Raw genomic sequence first — 14176 nt, forward strand, 5'->3', positions numbered from 1 at the left:
CTTGAATGAATGAATTTTTTTCTAAATACAAACTTCCAATTATTTTCGGCGGATTAGGTTTGATATTAGGGATCTTATGGATAACGGTTGGTTTTTTCAAAACACTGCTGTTATTGATAATGGCAGCCATAGGACTTGGTATCGGCTTTTATCTAAAACAAACACATTTATTAGATAATATTTTTAAATCTTAGGAGGAAACGATTATGGCATTCGAAGACAACAAAAACGTAAATATTTCTAGAGTAACACCAGGTAACACACAAACAAATGAAATGGGGAACTCATCTATGAATGGTGAATTGACTTATGAAGATAAAGTAATCCAAAAAATCATCGGTATCGCATTAGAAAACGTAGACGGCTTATTGACAGTTGACGGCGGATTCTTCTCTAATATCGCTGAAAAATTAGTGAACACTGACAATCTTACAGCCGGTATCGAAACAGAAGTAGGTAAGAAACAAGTAGCTGTAGATATGGATGTTGTGGTTGAATACGGAAAAGATATCGAAAAAATCTATGATGAAATGAAAGAATTGATTGGCCGAGAAGTCAAAAACATGACTCATTTAGATGTTATTGAAGTAAATGTCAATGTAGTAGACATCAAAACAGTAGCAGAATATGAAAAAGACAGCCAAACAGTTCAAGATAAAGTAACAGGTGCAGCCAAAGCAACTGGTGAATTTGCTTCTAAGCAAACAAACAAAGCAAAACATGCAGTAGACAAAGGCGCACAACGCGTAAAAGACAATTCAGAACCACGTGTTCAATAATCTATCTAATTCTTGTTTAAGAAATTGTTTTGTTGTTATAATCAACAACGAAAGAGGAGTTGCGCAAACAACGCCCAGATAGCACCGTTTAAGACGGCAGCAATTTTTAATTACTAGTGAAAGCAACCAGTCAGACTCGCTAAAGTGAATGACTGGTTGCTTTTTTAGACAGGAACATACTTTTCATGAGAATTCTTCATTTGTCATTGTGATTGTAAAAAGGGTGTTTTGTTGTTATAATTAACAACGAAAGAGGAGTTGCGCAAACAACTCCCCGACAGCACCGTTTAAGACGGTAGCGATTTTTAATTACGAATGAAAGTAATTAGTCAGACTCGCTAAAGTTAATGACTGGTTACTTTTTATTGTCGTCTTTAAGCATGTTCACAACCACACTGATCAAAGCAATGGTAAACATACCAAAGCCTAGAATCGTCTGGATCGTCTCATATGCAGACAAAAGGCTTACTCCTTTCATAGATTTCAGCACTTACATTCATAAGCACCACCACCTTTCAGAAGCCGCCACCGTCATTAAACTTTACTGTTCTCATTATTATAACATAGCTAAAATAGAATAAAAATTCGCTTTCAAAGAGCAGTCTGCTATAATTTATTATAGTGTCGCATTGGATTGGAGGTATATATAAATGGTTGTTAGGATTGAAACAAACAGATTGTGTTTACGAGAAATGAAACAATCTGATTACTCTTCTTTGCGTAAAATACTACAAGATCCAGCTGTCATGTATGCTTATGAAGGCGCTTTTTCTGATGCTGAAACACAAGAATGGCTAGATAAACAGCTCCGCAATTATAAAGAATACGGCTTTGGCTTATGGGCAGTCCTTTTAAAAGAAACAGACGAAATGATTGGGCAATGCGGGCTGACGATGCAAAATTACAATGGGCAAAAGGTTCTTGAAATAGGCTACCTTTTCCAGAAAGCATTCTGGCATCACGGTTATGCAGCAGAAGCAGCGGCTGCTTGTAAAGAGTATGCTTTCGACACATTGAACGCTGAGAAAGTTTACTCAATCATCCGTGACAGCAACAGCGCCTCACAAAATGTTGCTCTGCGAAATGGCATGAAAATAGAAGGAGAATTCATCAAGCATTATCGTGGTGTCGATATGCCGCACTATCTTTTGGGTGGATCACAAAAAAGTTAACAATAAAATAGAAACTTAGAAAAATGGAGAAGTGAAAGAAAGGGAACGAACAATACGTATCATGGCAGAAAATTTAGTGAATTTTATCATCGTGGCAGGTTTTATTTTTATCCACTTAAGCTCCAACTTTTTTTTATCCCGAAAATTAAATGTACAGGTAATGAGTTCTCTTGCTGCTGGAGTAGGTGTATCCTATGCAATTGTTCACTTATTGCCGCATTTAGCTTATTTTCAAACAATTTTAGTTAAGGAATTTGCTTGGGAGACGGGTGTTTTTTATACGCATACGATTTATGCAATCGTATTGGTAGGTTTAGTTGGAAGCTACGTGGCCTATAAAATAGACGAAAGAACGTTTATGGTTTTAGAGAAAAAAGATATAGCTAGTGCCAAAAATGCTTTTTTCTGGTCGGATATCTCCTTTCACATAGTCTATAATTTAATGATTGGTTATATCGTGATTGCCAATACGCTTTCTGAGCGGTTTTACATAGCGACCTATTTTCTTGCTTTCGGACTGCATTTTTTGATGAACGATTGGACGTTATATCATCATCATGGCGAATTATACAATAAAATTGGCAGATTTTTACTTTCATTGAGTATTTTCACAGGTGCTGTTCTCTCAATGGCTTTCACGCTGCCTTATTATGTAGTTATTTCAATCGAAGCTCTTATCACAGGAGCATTGCTTATGAATATTATCAAATTTGAATTACCTGACGGCGGTGAAGGGAGCATAAAGTATTTTCTCTTGGGCACTATTTTCTCAGGGATATTATTTGTATTTATATAAGTTAAATGAGTGATGAGCCTTATTAAAATTAGGAAAAGCTTGATTAAATTGATTTTTACAACCATGTAAGCGTGTGCTATAGTGATTTTAGAAAGAAAAACTGTATCAAGTGATAAGATTGGAGCGTTTTGGAGTATGGAAAAAGCAGCATTTTTAGAAGCAATCAACGGAGGGCTTATCGTTTCTTGCCAAGCTTTACCTGGAGAACCGCTATATACAGAAGCTGGGGGAGTGATGCCTTTGCTAGCATTAGCGGCAAAAGAAGCTGGAGCAGCTGGTATCCGTGCAAACTCGATTCGAGACATACGACAAATCAAAGAAAAAGTCGATTTGCCGATCATTGGGATCATCAAAAGAGAATATCCGCCAGAAGAGCCGTTCATCACTGCAACGATGCAAGAAATCGACGAACTAGCTGCTGAAGGGGTAGAAGTGATAGCGTTGGATTGTACATTGAGAAAACGTCATGATGGATTGTCAATCAATGAATTCATCAAGAAAGTCAAAGAAAAATATCCGAATCAACTACTGATGGCAGATATTGCTACCTTTGAAGAAGGACTCAATGCATATCAAGCAGGCGTTGATTTTGTAGGAACGACATTAAGCGGCTATACAAACGAAAGTGGACTGCAAACAGAAGGTCCGGACATTGGTCTCATCAAACAATTGCTCGAAGCAGATGTTTGTGTGATTGCGGAAGGCAAGATCCATACGCCGGAACAGGCAAAAGAAATCCAATCATTAGGTGTGGCGGGAATCGTTGTCGGCGGAGCCATCACGCGGCCAAAAGAGATCACCGAACGATTTATCCAAGCGTTGAGCTAGAAGAAAAAATCAAAGAGAAAAACAAAAAAAGCAGCCCAGTCCGAAGACTGGAACTGCTTTTTTTTACTATCTTATAAGTAGTATTTTTTAGCTACTGTTAGGTCATCGTTTAATTCATAAACAAGTGGTTGACCTGTTGGGATTTCAAGATCCATGATATCTTCGTCTGAAATACCTTCGATGTGTTTAGCTAAAGCGCGTAGAGAGTTACCATGTGCAGCAACTAAAACAGTTTTGTTATCTAACAAAGCTGGTGCGATTTCATCTTGCCAGAATGGCAATGCACGTTCTAGAGTAACTTTCAAGTTTTCTCCACCAGGGATATCGCGTTTGTCTAACATTGAGTAACGACGGTCGTTTACTGCTGAACCTTCATCGTTTTCGTCCATTAATGGAGGAAGAGTATCGTAAGAACGACGCCAGATGTGTACTTGATCGTCTCCGTATTTTTCAGCAGTTTCTTTTTTGTTCAATCCTTGTAATTGACCATAGTGACGTTCGTTTAAGCGCCAAGATTTAACTTGAGGTACCCAAAGTTGGTCAGAATGTTCTAAAATCAAGTTACATGTTTTGATTGCGCGAGTTAAAACAGAAGTGTAGGCAATATCAAATTCGATTCCAGCTTCTTTGATTTTGCGTCCGCCTTCTTTTGCTTCTTCGATTCCTTCTGGTGCTAAGTTTACGTCAGCCCAGCCAGTGAATTGATTTAGCGCATTCCATTCGCTAAGTCCATGACGAGAAAAAACTAATTTTGGCATATTTAGCTCTCCTTTAAATAATATAGTTTCTGAAATTTTCAATTCCTTTGCTATTGTACAATTTTTTTGACTAAATTTCCAATGTAAAATAGATAAGAATTCTGCTTTTGCAGAAGTAGGGAAGAGAAGAAAAGCTGGTTTTCAAAACTTGGACCAGGATTCTTCAAAAAAAGAGGCTAGCAATACCCTTGCCAGCCTCTTTGTCAAAGTGAAGTTTTTTCGCTTTCTTTATTCAATCTCTTATAAGATATTTAAAATAATTGCGGAAGTTCTTCTTCTGAAAGATTGATGTACTTATAACAAGTCCCCACGGAAACGCCGCATTTTGCAGAAATGAATTGGATCGTTTCTTTTTTCTCATAGTAAAGCTGACGGATTTTCTTGATCGTTTTTGGATCGATTTTTGGTCTGCCGCCGATTTTCCCTTTTTTACGTGCTTCGTTCAAGCCCACAAGAGTTCGTTCTTTGATCAACGCACATTCCATATCGGCCAAACCAGCCATCAGCTGGAAGTAGATTTTCCCCATTGGTTTCCGAGTATCTAATTCCTCATCTAAACTAACAAGATGCAGTTCATTTTTTTTGAAAAACTCTGTCAACTCTGTCAGCTGACGTGTCGATTTCCCTAAACGATGAAGTTGGCATACAGCAAGTGTATCTCCTGGCTGCATTTCTTGTATCACTGTTTCCAGCAGTTCCTCCATCAATTTTTCTTGATCGTCATAAGCGTGGTGGAAAATCTCCTGACATCCGAATGCAGAGAGTCTGTCGATTTGCTCGGTTAGATTCTGATCATTGATAGTCGTACGAGCATAACCAATAATTTTCATAGTGGTTCCTTTCTAGCAGTGTTTTTTATTGTTCATATATATAATAGTAAAAATGTAGCACATTCTGGCAGAAAATAATAGCGGCCATGTGCGTGTTTTTGCTTCTAAATCAAATTTTTAATGAGAAGAGTGCAGTGTTTTCACGCCAGCTTCACTTCCGACGATCACTGTTGAAACAAGGCTTAGGAATAAACCGTGTTCGACTACGCCGACTAAGCTGTCTAGATAGTGAGCTAGTTTCTCTGGTTCCTCAATGGTTTGAAGGTGCAGGTCAATGATGTAGTGTCCGCTGTCTGTCAAAATAGGGAAACCGTGCTCATCTAAACGTAAGGAAGGATCATAGTTTTTTTCTTTGAAAATCCGAAGCAGCTGCTGCGAACCATAAGGAATTACTTCAACAGGTAAAGGAAATGCGCCAAGTTTTGTAACTAATTTGGATTCGTCAACGATCCAGATAATCTCATTAGAATAAGAAGCAACGATTTTTTCAAAAAGAAGGGCCGCGCCGCCGCCTTTGATACCGTGGAAATCTTCACTGATCTCATCTGCGCCGTCAATCGTCAAGTCAACATGATCAACATCATCGATACTCTTCAATGGTATTTCTAAAGCTTCTGCCTGCTCTTTAGTAGCAGAGGAAGTAGTCACACCGATAATGCTTAAACCTTCTTCTTTGACACGGCGGCCTAGTTCTTCAACCATATAATAGGCCGTAGACCCTGTGCCAAGTCCGACGACCATACCATCTTTGACATATTTCGCCGCTTCGATGCCGGCGTTTTGTTTTAAGTTCATATTTACGCTCCACCTTTTGATTTAAGTTTTCAAAGCTATTTTAGCGGTTCTATCAATAAAAAGATATACTTACTTGCGTGTTTTCTTTGTTTAAAAAAATGTTTTTGGAGAAGTTGACATACGAAAGTAATCATGCTATCCTAACAAAGGTGCTTTATCTACAGGTCTCTCGTATGGAGACGTGCTGACTGTTTATCAAAGCATAATTTGATAAAATGCAGGAAGATTGCATTTATTTTTTATCGCAAAAAAAGAACCACCTGGATGTGTGGAACTAGAAGCGAATCGAGGAAGGAGGAAAACAAGGAATGCCTACAATTAACCAATTAGTACGTAAACCTCGTAAATCAAAGGTGGAAAAATCAAATTCACCAGCATTGAACAAAGGATATAACAGTTTCAAGAAAACTCAAACAAACGTGAACTCTCCTCAAAAACGTGGGGTAGCTACACGTGTGGGAACAATGACACCTAAAAAACCGAACTCAGCTTTGCGTAAATATGCTCGTGTTCGTTTGTCAAACTTGATTGAAGTTACTGCTTATATTCCAGGTATCGGTCATAACTTACAAGAACACAGCGTTGTATTGCTACGCGGTGGACGTGTAAAAGACTTACCAGGGGTACGTTATCATATCGTTCGTGGTGCACTAGATACTGCTGGTGTTAACGATCGTAAACAAAGCCGTTCTAAATACGGTACTAAAAAACCTAAAGCATAAATTTAATCAAATCAATCAAACAAACTGACTTATTTTAATAAGCAGAACTATTTCGGAAGGAGGAGTTACGGATGCCACGTAAAGGTCCTGTTGCAAAACGTGATGTTTTACCAGATCCTATTTATAACTCAAAATTAGTAACTCGCTTGATCAACCGTGTAATGGTTGACGGAAAACGCGGGACTGCATCAAAAATTATCTATAAAGCCTTTGAAATCATCAAAGAATCTACAGGTAATGATCCATTAGAAGTCTTCGAACAAGCAATGAACAACATTATGCCTGTTCTTGAAGTTAAAGCACGTCGTGTTGGGGGTTCTAACTATCAAGTACCAGTTGAAGTTCGCCCAGAACGTCGTATCACTTTAGCTCTACGCTGGTTAGTGAACTATGCTCGCCTACGCGGAGAACATACAATGGAAGAACGTCTAGCGAAAGAAATCATGGATGCAGCCAATAACACTGGTGCTTCTGTTAAAAAACGCGAAGACACACACAAAATGGCAGACGCGAACCGCGCATTTGCTCATTATCGTTGGTAAGATCCTCTCTGCCTGTTGGTTTAAACAACAGCAGAAAGTCAATTTACAATCGATTTAAATAGAGAGAGGAGTAAGAAAATGGCAAGAGAATTTTCGTTAGAAAAAACTCGTAATATTGGTATCATGGCTCACGTTGATGCAGGTAAAACTACAACAACAGAGCGTATCTTGTATTACACTGGTAAAATCCATAAAATTGGTGAAACCCACGAAGGTGCTTCACAAATGGACTGGATGGAACAAGAACAAGAACGTGGTATCACAATTACATCTGCTGCTACTACTGCGCAGTGGAAAGGCTATCGCGTAAATATCATCGACACACCTGGACACGTGGACTTCACAATCGAAGTACAACGTTCTCTACGTGTATTGGATGGTGCGGTAACCGTTCTTGATGCACAATCAGGTGTTGAGCCTCAAACTGAAACAGTTTGGCGCCAAGCAACTGAGTACAAAGTGCCTCGTATCGTATTCTGTAATAAAATGGATAAAATCGGTGCGGACTTCTTATACTCAGTAAACTCATTGCATGATCGCTTGCAAGCAAACGCTCATCCAATCCAATTGCCAATCGGTTCTGAAGATAACTTTACTGGTATCATCGACTTGGTAAAAATGAAAGCTGAAATCTACACAAATGACTTAGGAACAGATATTCAGGAAACTGAAATCCCTGAAGAATATGTAGACCAAGCAAATGAATGGCGTGAAAAATTAGTCGAAGCTGTTGCTGAAACAGACGAAGAACTAATGATGAAATATCTAGATGGCGAAGAAATCACTCAAGAAGAATTAGTTGCTGGTATCCGCCGTGCAACAATCAACGTTGAGTTCTTCCCAGTATTAGCCGGTTCTGCATTCAAGAATAAAGGGGTTCAATTAATGTTGGACGCTGTTCTTGATTACTTGCCTTCACCGCTTGATATTGAAGCTATCAAAGGTATTGATACAAAAACAGACGAAGAAACAACACGTCCAGCTGATGACGAAGCTCCTTTCGCTTCATTAGCGTTTAAAGTAATGACTGACCCATTCGTAGGTCGTTTAACTTTCTTCCGTGTATATTCTGGTGTCCTTGAAAGTGGTTCATACGTATTGAACGCTTCTAAAGGCAAAAAAGAACGTATTGGACGTATCTTGCAAATGCACGCGAATACACGTCAAGAAATTGACAAAGTGTACTCAGGTGATATTGCTGCTGCTGTTGGATTGAAAGATACAACAACAGGGGATACTCTATGTGCGCTAGATGCACCAGTTATTCTTGAGTCAATCGAATTCCCTGACCCAGTTATCCAAGTCGCTGTTGAACCTAAATCAAAAGCTGACCAAGATAAAATGGGTGTCGCTCTACAAAAACTTGCTGAAGAAGATCCATCATTCCGCGTTGAAACAAACGTTGAAACTGGTGAAACAGTTATCTCTGGTATGGGTGAATTGCATTTGGACGTTTTAGTAGACCGTATGAAACGTGAATTCAAAGTTGAAGCAAACGTAGGTGCGCCTCAAGTTTCTTACCGCGAAACATTCCGTGAAGCTACTAAAGCTGAAGGTAAATTCGTACGTCAGTCTGGTGGTAAAGGTCAATACGGTCACGTATGGGTTGAATTTACACCAAACGAAGAAGGTAAAGGATTCGAATTCGAAAACGCAATCGTCGGTGGTGTGGTTCCTCGTGAATACATCCCAGCTGTCGAAAAAGGTTTAGAAGAATCAATGAACAACGGGGTTCTTGCTGGTTACCCATTAGTGGATATCAAAGCAAAACTTTACGATGGTTCATACCATGATGTCGATTCCAATGAAACAGCGTTCCGTGTTGCTGCATCTATGGCTTTAAGAGCTGCTGCAAAACACGCACGTCCTGTAATTTTAGAACCAATGATGAAAGTAACGATCACTGTTCCAGAAGATTACTTAGGTGATATCATGGGACACGTAACAAGCCGACGCGGACGCGTTGAAGGTATGGAAGCACACGGTAACTCACAAATCGTTAATGCGATCGTACCATTGGCTGAAATGTTCGGTTACGCTACAACATTGCGTTCAGCAACTCAAGGACGCGGTACATTTATGATGGTATTTGACCACTATGAAGATGTACCAAAATCTGTCCAAGAGGAAATTATTAAGAAAAACGGCGGCAAAGCTGAATAATTCTTAAAACAATCTAGGTATAATCGAGAGATTTAACGAAGAGGCTGTATTTTTGATACAGTTTCGTGTAAAATAACTATCGATGATATGGGCATACGATACATACTATGTATCGTATACCTATCAGATAAAAAAATCATATTTGTATTATTAGGAGGACATTTTAAAATGGCAAAAGAAAAATTTGACCGTTCTAAACCACACGTTAACATTGGTACAATCGGCCACGTTGACCACGGTAAAACTACATTAACAGCTGCAATCACAACTGTACTATCTAAGAAAAACGGCGGCCAAGCTATGGCTTACGATCAAATCGATGGTGCTCCAGAAGAACGCGAACGCGGAATCACAATCTCAACAGCTCACGTTGAGTACGAAACAGATACACGCCACTACGCTCACGTTGACTGCCCAGGACACGCGGACTACGTTAAAAACATGATCACTGGTGCTGCTCAAATGGACGGAGCTATCTTAGTAGTTTCTGCTGCTGACGGCCCAATGCCTCAAACTCGTGAACACATCTTGCTATCTCGCCAAGTTGGTGTTCCTTACATCGTTGTCTTCTTGAACAAAGTTGACATGGTTGACGATGAAGAATTACTTGAATTAGTTGAAATGGAAGTTCGTGACCTATTAACAGAATACGAATTCCCTGGTGACGATGTTCCTGTAGTTGCTGGTTCTGCTTTGAAAGCATTAGAAGGCGACGCTTCATACGAAGAAAAAATCCTTGAATTGATGGCTGCAGTTGACGAATACATCCCAACTCCAGAACGTGACAACGACAAACCATTCATGATGCCAGTTGAGGACGTATTCTCAATCACTGGTCGTGGTACTGTTGCTACAGGACGTGTTGAACGTGGACAAGTTCGTGTTGGTGACGAAATCGAAATCGTTGGTATCGCTGAAGAAACAGCTAAAACAACTGTTACAGGTGTTGAAATGTTCCGTAAATTATTGGATTACGCTGAAGCTGGAGACAACATTGGTGCTTTACTACGTGGTGTTTCTCGTGAAGATATCCAACGTGGACAAGTTTTGTCAAAACCAGGTACAATCACACCTCATACAAAATTCTCTGCTGAAGTATACGTGTTGACAAAAGAAGAAGGTGGACGTCATACTCCATTCTTCACTAACTACCGTCCACAATTCTACTTCCGTACAACTGACGTAACTGGCGTTGTTGAATTACCAGAAGGAACTGAAATGGTTATGCCTGGCGATAACGTAACAATGGAAGTTGAATTGATCCACCCAATCGCTATCGAAAACGGTACTAAATTCTCAATCCGTGAAGGCGGACGTACAGTTGGTGCCGGTGTCGTTACAGAAATCAAAGCTTAATTTTTGATTCGAGCGATCCTTTAAAAGCAACATTGTATTCGGATAATAAAAGGACTGTGGTGTCGCAAGACATCGCGGTCCTTTTTTGTTTTATGAAAAAGAATGAAAACAAGTGATTATTTACCGAAAAAGTTCTTGCTTTATAAACTTATCTATAATATAATTACAAAGGTGCTGTTTACATTGATGAACACACACAGGACGAAAAACTATTTTCGTCGGCTAAGAAACGAGAGGTTGCGACACGCCCGGACGCTTTGCCACGAACGAGCGTGACGGAAATTTTCGTGGAGCTATGTCTACTTTTCAAAATAGGCGAAGGAGGGAACAAGATGGCAAAACAAAAAATTCGTATCCGTTTGAAAGCATATGAACACCGTACATTAGATCAATCAGCGGATAAAATCGTGGAAACTGCAAAAAGAACTGGAGCTAGCGTATCAGGTCCGATTCCGTTACCAACAGAACGCAGCCTTTATACAGTTATTCGTGCGACTCATAAATACAAAGACTCACGCGAACAGTTCGAAATGCGTACACACAAACGTCTAATCGACATTGTGAATCCAACACCAAAAACTGTTGATGCTTTGATGAAGCTAGACTTACCATCTGGTGTAAACATCGAAATCAAACTATAATCAAACTAAAAAAATTAATGGAGGTGTACTCATGACCAAAGGAATCTTAGGGAAAAAAGTGGGAATGACACAAATCTTCACTGAATCTGGTGAATTGATTCCAGTTACTGTTGTAGAAGCTACTCCAAACGTAGTTTTACAAGTGAAAACTGTTGAAACAGACGGCTACGAAGCAATTCAAGTCGGCTACCAAGATATGCGTGAAGTTTTATCAAACAAACCTGCGAAAGGTCATGTTGCAAAAGCAAACACGGCTCCTAAGCGCTTCATTCGTGAATTCAAAAATGTTGAGCTAGGAGAATATGAAGTAGGAAAAGAAGTTACAGTTGATGTTTTCCAAGCAGGAGACATTGTTGATGTAACAGGAACAACGAAAGGTAAAGGATTCCAAGGGGTTATCAAACGTCACGGCCAAAGCCGCGGACCAATGGCTCACGGTTCTCGTTACCATCGTCGTCCTGGGTCAATGGGTCCAGTTGCACCTAACCGTGTATTTAAAAACAAACGTCTTGCTGGCCGTATGGGCGGCGACCGCGTAACGATCCAAAACTTGGAAATCGTACGTGTAGATGCTGAAAGAAACGTAATCTTGATCAAAGGTAACGTTCCTGGAGCTAAAAAATCACTAATCACTATCAAATCAGCTGTGAAAGCTAAATAATAGTAGGAAGAAAGGAGGAACTAAGGAATGCCAAATGTAGCATTATTTAAACAAGATGGTAGCCAAAATGGTGAAATCACTCTTAACGAAGAGATTTTCGGTATCGAACCAAATGAAAGTGTTGTGTATGACGCAATCATCATGCAACGCGCATCATTAAGACAAGGAACACACGCTGTTAAAAACCGTAGTGCTGTTCGTGGCGGTGGCCGCAAACCATGGCGTCAAAAAGGAACAGGTCGTGCACGTCAAGGATCTATCCGTTCACCACAATGGCGCGGAGGTGGCGTAGTCTTCGGACCAACTCCACGTTCTTACAGCTACAAACTTCCTAAAAAAGTTCGTCGTCTAGCAATGAAATCTGTTTTATCAGAAAAAGTTGCTTCAAATAACTTAGTTGCTGTTGAAGGATTAAGCTTCGACGCACCAAAAACAAAAGAATTCAAACAAGTGCTTGCTAACTTGTCTATTGACTCTAAAGTATTGGTAGTACTAGAAAACGGTAATGACTTTGCTGCTTTATCAGCACGCAACTTGCCAAACGTTTCTGTAGTTACTTCTGATAACGTAAGTGTTTTAGATATCGTTTCAAACGTAAAAGTTTTAGCAACGCAAACTGCTCTTACTCAAATTGAGGAGGTGCTTGCATAATGAACTTACTAGACGTAATCAAACGCCCAGTAATCACTGAAAAGTCAATGCTTGCTATGGATGATAAAAAGTACACTTTTGAAGTGGATACTCGCGCAAACAAAACTTTAGTAAAACAAGCGGTAGAAGCTGCTTTTGACGTTAAAGTCAAAAACGTGAACATCGTGAACGTTCGTGCGAAATTCAAACGCATGGGCAAATATGCAGGATATACAAAAAAACGTCGCAAAGCGATCGTTACATTAACTGAAGATTCAAAAGCAATCCAAATTTTCGAAGCTGAATAAGCTATTACTGAAATAACTATTTAAATAGGAGGGAAAAGACGTGGCGATTAAAAAGTACAAACCTACCTCAAACGGTCGTCGTAACATGACAGGTTCTGATTTTGCTGAAATCACAACATCAACACCTGAAAAAACTTTGTTACAACCTTTGAAAAACCATGCCGGTCGTAACAACAACGGTCGCATTACTGTACGTCATCAAGGCGGCGGTCACAAACGCCAATACCGCGTAATCGACTTCAAACGTAACAAAGATAACGTTGTTGCAACTGTTCAAACGATCGAATACGATCCAAACCGTTCAGCTAACATCGCGTTAGTACATTATGAAGATGGGGTTAAAGCTTACATCTTAGCACCAAAAGGACTACAAGTTGGAATGAAACTTGTTTCAGGTCCTGAAGCAGATATCAAAGTAGGGAATGCTCTACCATTAGAAAACATCCCAGTTGGTACTGTGATCCACAACATCGAAATGAAACCTGGTAAAGGCGGACAATTGATTCGTTCAGCTGGAACAAGTGCTCAAGTACTTGGTAAAGAAGGCAAATACGTATTGATCCGTTTGAACTCAGGCGAAGTTCGTATGATCTTAGCTGCATGCCGTGCAACTATCGGTTCAGTTGGTAACGAACAACATGAACTTATCAACATCGGTAAAGCAGGACGTTCTCGCTGGATGCGTAAACGCCCAACTGTACGTGGTAGCGTAATGAACCCTAACGATCACCCACACGGTGGTGGTGAAGGTAAAGCACCAATCGGACGTAAAGCACCAGTATCACCTTGGGGCCAACCAGCTCTTGGCTACAAAACTCGTGATAAAAAAGCTAAATCTGACAAGCTTATCGTTCGTCGTCGTAAAAATAAATAATTTCTTTGACCATGTGTCGCACATTTTGAGAGGAGGTTCACCATGGGTCGTAGTTTAAAGAAAGGACCTTTCGTTGATGAGCATTTGATGAAAAAAGTCGAAGCTCAAGCAGGGGTTGAAAAGAAAAAAGTTATCAAAACTTGGTCTCGTCGTTCGACAATCTTCCCAAGTTTTGTTGGATATACCATCGCAGTTTATGATGGACGTAAACATGTACCAGTTTACATCCAAGAAGACATGGTAGGACACAAATTAGGTGAATTCGCACCAACAAGAACTTATCGTGGACATGCTGCAGACGATAAGAAAACTAAGCGCTAA

Annotated in this window: 19 protein-coding genes; 15 read left to right on the plus strand and 4 right to left on the minus strand. The window is 39.8% G+C overall.

Annotated elements, in window-relative coordinates:
• Positions 1-5: 5 nt before the first annotated feature.
• Together IGI64_RS00220 and IGI64_RS00225 are read left to right on the plus strand one after the other, a co-directional pair.
• Positions 6-194 (plus strand): DUF2273 domain-containing protein, encoded by a 189-nt coding sequence (locus tag IGI64_RS00220; RefSeq protein ID WP_016623879.1) that lies wholly within the window; start codon positions 6-8, stop codon positions 192-194.
• Positions 195-206: 12 nt separating this feature from the next.
• On the plus strand, positions 207-779 hold the full coding sequence (locus IGI64_RS00225; RefSeq protein ID WP_016623878.1) for an Asp23/Gls24 family envelope stress response protein: 573 nt from the start codon (positions 207-209) through the stop codon (positions 777-779).
• Between the two features lie 355 nt (positions 780-1134).
• Here the strand turns inward: IGI64_RS00225 and IGI64_RS00230 are convergent, their stop codons facing one another.
• Positions 1135-1257 (minus strand): putative holin-like toxin, encoded by a 123-nt coding sequence (locus tag IGI64_RS00230; RefSeq protein WP_429939106.1) that lies wholly within the window; start codon positions 1255-1257, stop codon positions 1135-1137.
• A gap of 172 nt (positions 1258-1429) precedes the next feature.
• Between IGI64_RS00230 and IGI64_RS00235 the strand changes: the two genes are divergently transcribed.
• The 3 genes from IGI64_RS00235 to IGI64_RS00245 all read left to right on the plus strand — a co-directional run bounded on the left by IGI64_RS00235 (position 1430) and on the right by IGI64_RS00245 (position 3575).
• Positions 1430-1951: a GNAT family N-acetyltransferase gene (locus tag IGI64_RS00235; protein WP_429939108.1), complete on the plus strand. Its 522-nt coding sequence runs from the start codon at positions 1430-1432 to the stop codon at positions 1949-1951.
• 61 nt (positions 1952-2012) lie between these two features.
• On the plus strand, positions 2013-2747 hold the full coding sequence (locus IGI64_RS00240) for a hypothetical protein (RefSeq protein WP_429939110.1): 735 nt from the start codon (positions 2013-2015) through the stop codon (positions 2745-2747).
• Between the two features lie 135 nt (positions 2748-2882).
• On the plus strand, positions 2883-3575 hold the full coding sequence (locus tag IGI64_RS00245; protein WP_429939112.1) for an N-acetylmannosamine-6-phosphate 2-epimerase: 693 nt from the start codon (positions 2883-2885) through the stop codon (positions 3573-3575).
• Positions 3576-3646: 71 nt separating this feature from the next.
• On the opposite strand, the gene gpmA is transcribed toward IGI64_RS00245, so the two are convergent.
• The 3 genes from gpmA to rpiA form a co-directional block, all read right to left on the minus strand.
• The gene (gpmA, locus tag IGI64_RS00250) at positions 3647-4333 is read right to left on the minus strand and encodes a 2,3-diphosphoglycerate-dependent phosphoglycerate mutase (RefSeq protein ID WP_016623873.1); all 687 of its coding nucleotides are present in this window, start codon (positions 4331-4333) and stop codon (positions 3647-3649) included.
• Between the two features lie 251 nt (positions 4334-4584).
• Positions 4585-5163 (minus strand): recombinase family protein, encoded by a 579-nt coding sequence (locus IGI64_RS00255; RefSeq protein WP_016623872.1) that lies wholly within the window; start codon positions 5161-5163, stop codon positions 4585-4587.
• 117 nt (positions 5164-5280) lie between these two features.
• Positions 5281-5958 (minus strand): ribose-5-phosphate isomerase RpiA, encoded by a 678-nt coding sequence (rpiA, locus tag IGI64_RS00260; protein WP_016623871.1) that lies wholly within the window; start codon positions 5956-5958, stop codon positions 5281-5283.
• A 308-nt stretch (positions 5959-6266) separates the two neighbouring features.
• On the opposite strand from rpiA, the gene rpsL reads away from it, so the two are divergent.
• The 10 genes from rpsL to rpsS all read left to right on the plus strand — a co-directional run bounded on the left by rpsL (position 6267) and on the right by rpsS (position 14176).
• Complete coding sequence (rpsL, locus tag IGI64_RS00265; protein ID WP_002294318.1) at positions 6267-6680, plus strand: 30S ribosomal protein S12; 414 nt, start codon at positions 6267-6269, stop codon at positions 6678-6680.
• A 71-nt stretch (positions 6681-6751) separates the two neighbouring features.
• Positions 6752-7222, plus strand: a complete 471-nt coding sequence (rpsG, locus tag IGI64_RS00270) for a 30S ribosomal protein S7 (RefSeq protein WP_016623870.1) — start codon at positions 6752-6754, stop codon at positions 7220-7222.
• A 78-nt stretch (positions 7223-7300) separates the two neighbouring features.
• A complete protein-coding gene (gene fusA / locus IGI64_RS00275) occupies positions 7301-9385 on the plus strand; it encodes an elongation factor G (RefSeq protein ID WP_016623869.1) in 2085 nt (694 codons plus the stop codon).
• A 168-nt stretch (positions 9386-9553) separates the two neighbouring features.
• The gene (gene tuf / locus IGI64_RS00280) at positions 9554-10741 is read left to right on the plus strand and encodes an elongation factor Tu (protein WP_034861800.1); all 1188 of its coding nucleotides are present in this window, start codon (positions 9554-9556) and stop codon (positions 10739-10741) included.
• A 332-nt stretch (positions 10742-11073) separates the two neighbouring features.
• Positions 11074-11382, plus strand: coding sequence for a 30S ribosomal protein S10 (gene rpsJ, locus IGI64_RS00285; RefSeq protein WP_034861796.1), 309 nt, complete (start codon positions 11074-11076; stop codon positions 11380-11382).
• Positions 11383-11413: 31 nt separating this feature from the next.
• On the plus strand, positions 11414-12043 hold the full coding sequence (rplC, locus tag IGI64_RS00290; RefSeq protein ID WP_016623866.1) for a 50S ribosomal protein L3: 630 nt from the start codon (positions 11414-11416) through the stop codon (positions 12041-12043).
• 27 nt (positions 12044-12070) lie between these two features.
• Positions 12071-12694, plus strand: coding sequence for a 50S ribosomal protein L4 (gene rplD, locus IGI64_RS00295; RefSeq protein WP_016623865.1), 624 nt, complete (start codon positions 12071-12073; stop codon positions 12692-12694).
• Positions 12694-12981 carry a 50S ribosomal protein L23 gene (rplW, locus tag IGI64_RS00300; RefSeq protein ID WP_016623864.1) on the plus strand — a complete coding sequence of 96 codons (288 nt, stop codon included), beginning with the start codon at positions 12694-12696 and terminating at the stop codon, positions 12979-12981. The genes rplD and rplW overlap by 1 nt, the downstream gene beginning before the upstream one ends.
• A 40-nt stretch (positions 12982-13021) precedes the next feature.
• Positions 13022-13855, plus strand: coding sequence for a 50S ribosomal protein L2 (rplB, locus tag IGI64_RS00305; RefSeq protein WP_034861793.1), 834 nt, complete (start codon positions 13022-13024; stop codon positions 13853-13855).
• A 42-nt stretch (positions 13856-13897) separates the two neighbouring features.
• Positions 13898-14176, plus strand: coding sequence for a 30S ribosomal protein S19 (gene rpsS, locus IGI64_RS00310; RefSeq protein WP_016623862.1), 279 nt, complete (start codon positions 13898-13900; stop codon positions 14174-14176).

This window comes from Enterococcus sp. DIV0210g, assembly GCF_050559705.1.
Lineage (GTDB): Bacteria > Bacillota > Bacilli > Lactobacillales > Enterococcaceae > Enterococcus_B > Enterococcus_B faecalis_A.

Coding starts and splice junctions, on each gene's coding strand:
- IGI64_RS00220 (WP_016623879.1), top strand. CDS start 6: ATGAATGAATTTTTTTCTAAATACAAACTTCCAATTATTTTCGGCGGA.
- IGI64_RS00225 (WP_016623878.1), top strand. CDS start 207: ATGGCATTCGAAGACAACAAAAACGTAAATATTTCTAGAGTAACACCA.
- IGI64_RS00230 (WP_429939106.1), bottom strand. CDS start 1,257: ATGAAAGGAGTAAGCCTTTTGTCTGCATATGAGACGATCCAGACGATT.
- IGI64_RS00235 (WP_429939108.1), top strand. CDS start 1,430: ATGGTTGTTAGGATTGAAACAAACAGATTGTGTTTACGAGAAATGAAA.
- IGI64_RS00240 (WP_429939110.1), top strand. CDS start 2,013: ATGGCAGAAAATTTAGTGAATTTTATCATCGTGGCAGGTTTTATTTTT.
- IGI64_RS00245 (WP_429939112.1), top strand. CDS start 2,883: ATGGAAAAAGCAGCATTTTTAGAAGCAATCAACGGAGGGCTTATCGTT.
- gpmA (WP_016623873.1), bottom strand. CDS start 4,333: ATGCCAAAATTAGTTTTTTCTCGTCATGGACTTAGCGAATGGAATGCG.
- IGI64_RS00255 (WP_016623872.1), bottom strand. CDS start 5,163: ATGAAAATTATTGGTTATGCTCGTACGACTATCAATGATCAGAATCTA.
- rpiA (WP_016623871.1), bottom strand. CDS start 5,958: ATGAACTTAAAACAAAACGCCGGCATCGAAGCGGCGAAATATGTCAAA.
- rpsL (WP_002294318.1), top strand. CDS start 6,267: ATGCCTACAATTAACCAATTAGTACGTAAACCTCGTAAATCAAAGGTG.
- rpsG (WP_016623870.1), top strand. CDS start 6,752: ATGCCACGTAAAGGTCCTGTTGCAAAACGTGATGTTTTACCAGATCCT.
- fusA (WP_016623869.1), top strand. CDS start 7,301: ATGGCAAGAGAATTTTCGTTAGAAAAAACTCGTAATATTGGTATCATG.
- tuf (WP_034861800.1), top strand. CDS start 9,554: ATGGCAAAAGAAAAATTTGACCGTTCTAAACCACACGTTAACATTGGT.
- rpsJ (WP_034861796.1), top strand. CDS start 11,074: ATGGCAAAACAAAAAATTCGTATCCGTTTGAAAGCATATGAACACCGT.
- rplC (WP_016623866.1), top strand. CDS start 11,414: ATGACCAAAGGAATCTTAGGGAAAAAAGTGGGAATGACACAAATCTTC.
- rplD (WP_016623865.1), top strand. CDS start 12,071: ATGCCAAATGTAGCATTATTTAAACAAGATGGTAGCCAAAATGGTGAA.
- rplW (WP_016623864.1), top strand. CDS start 12,694: ATGAACTTACTAGACGTAATCAAACGCCCAGTAATCACTGAAAAGTCA.
- rpsS (WP_016623862.1), top strand. CDS start 13,898: ATGGGTCGTAGTTTAAAGAAAGGACCTTTCGTTGATGAGCATTTGATG.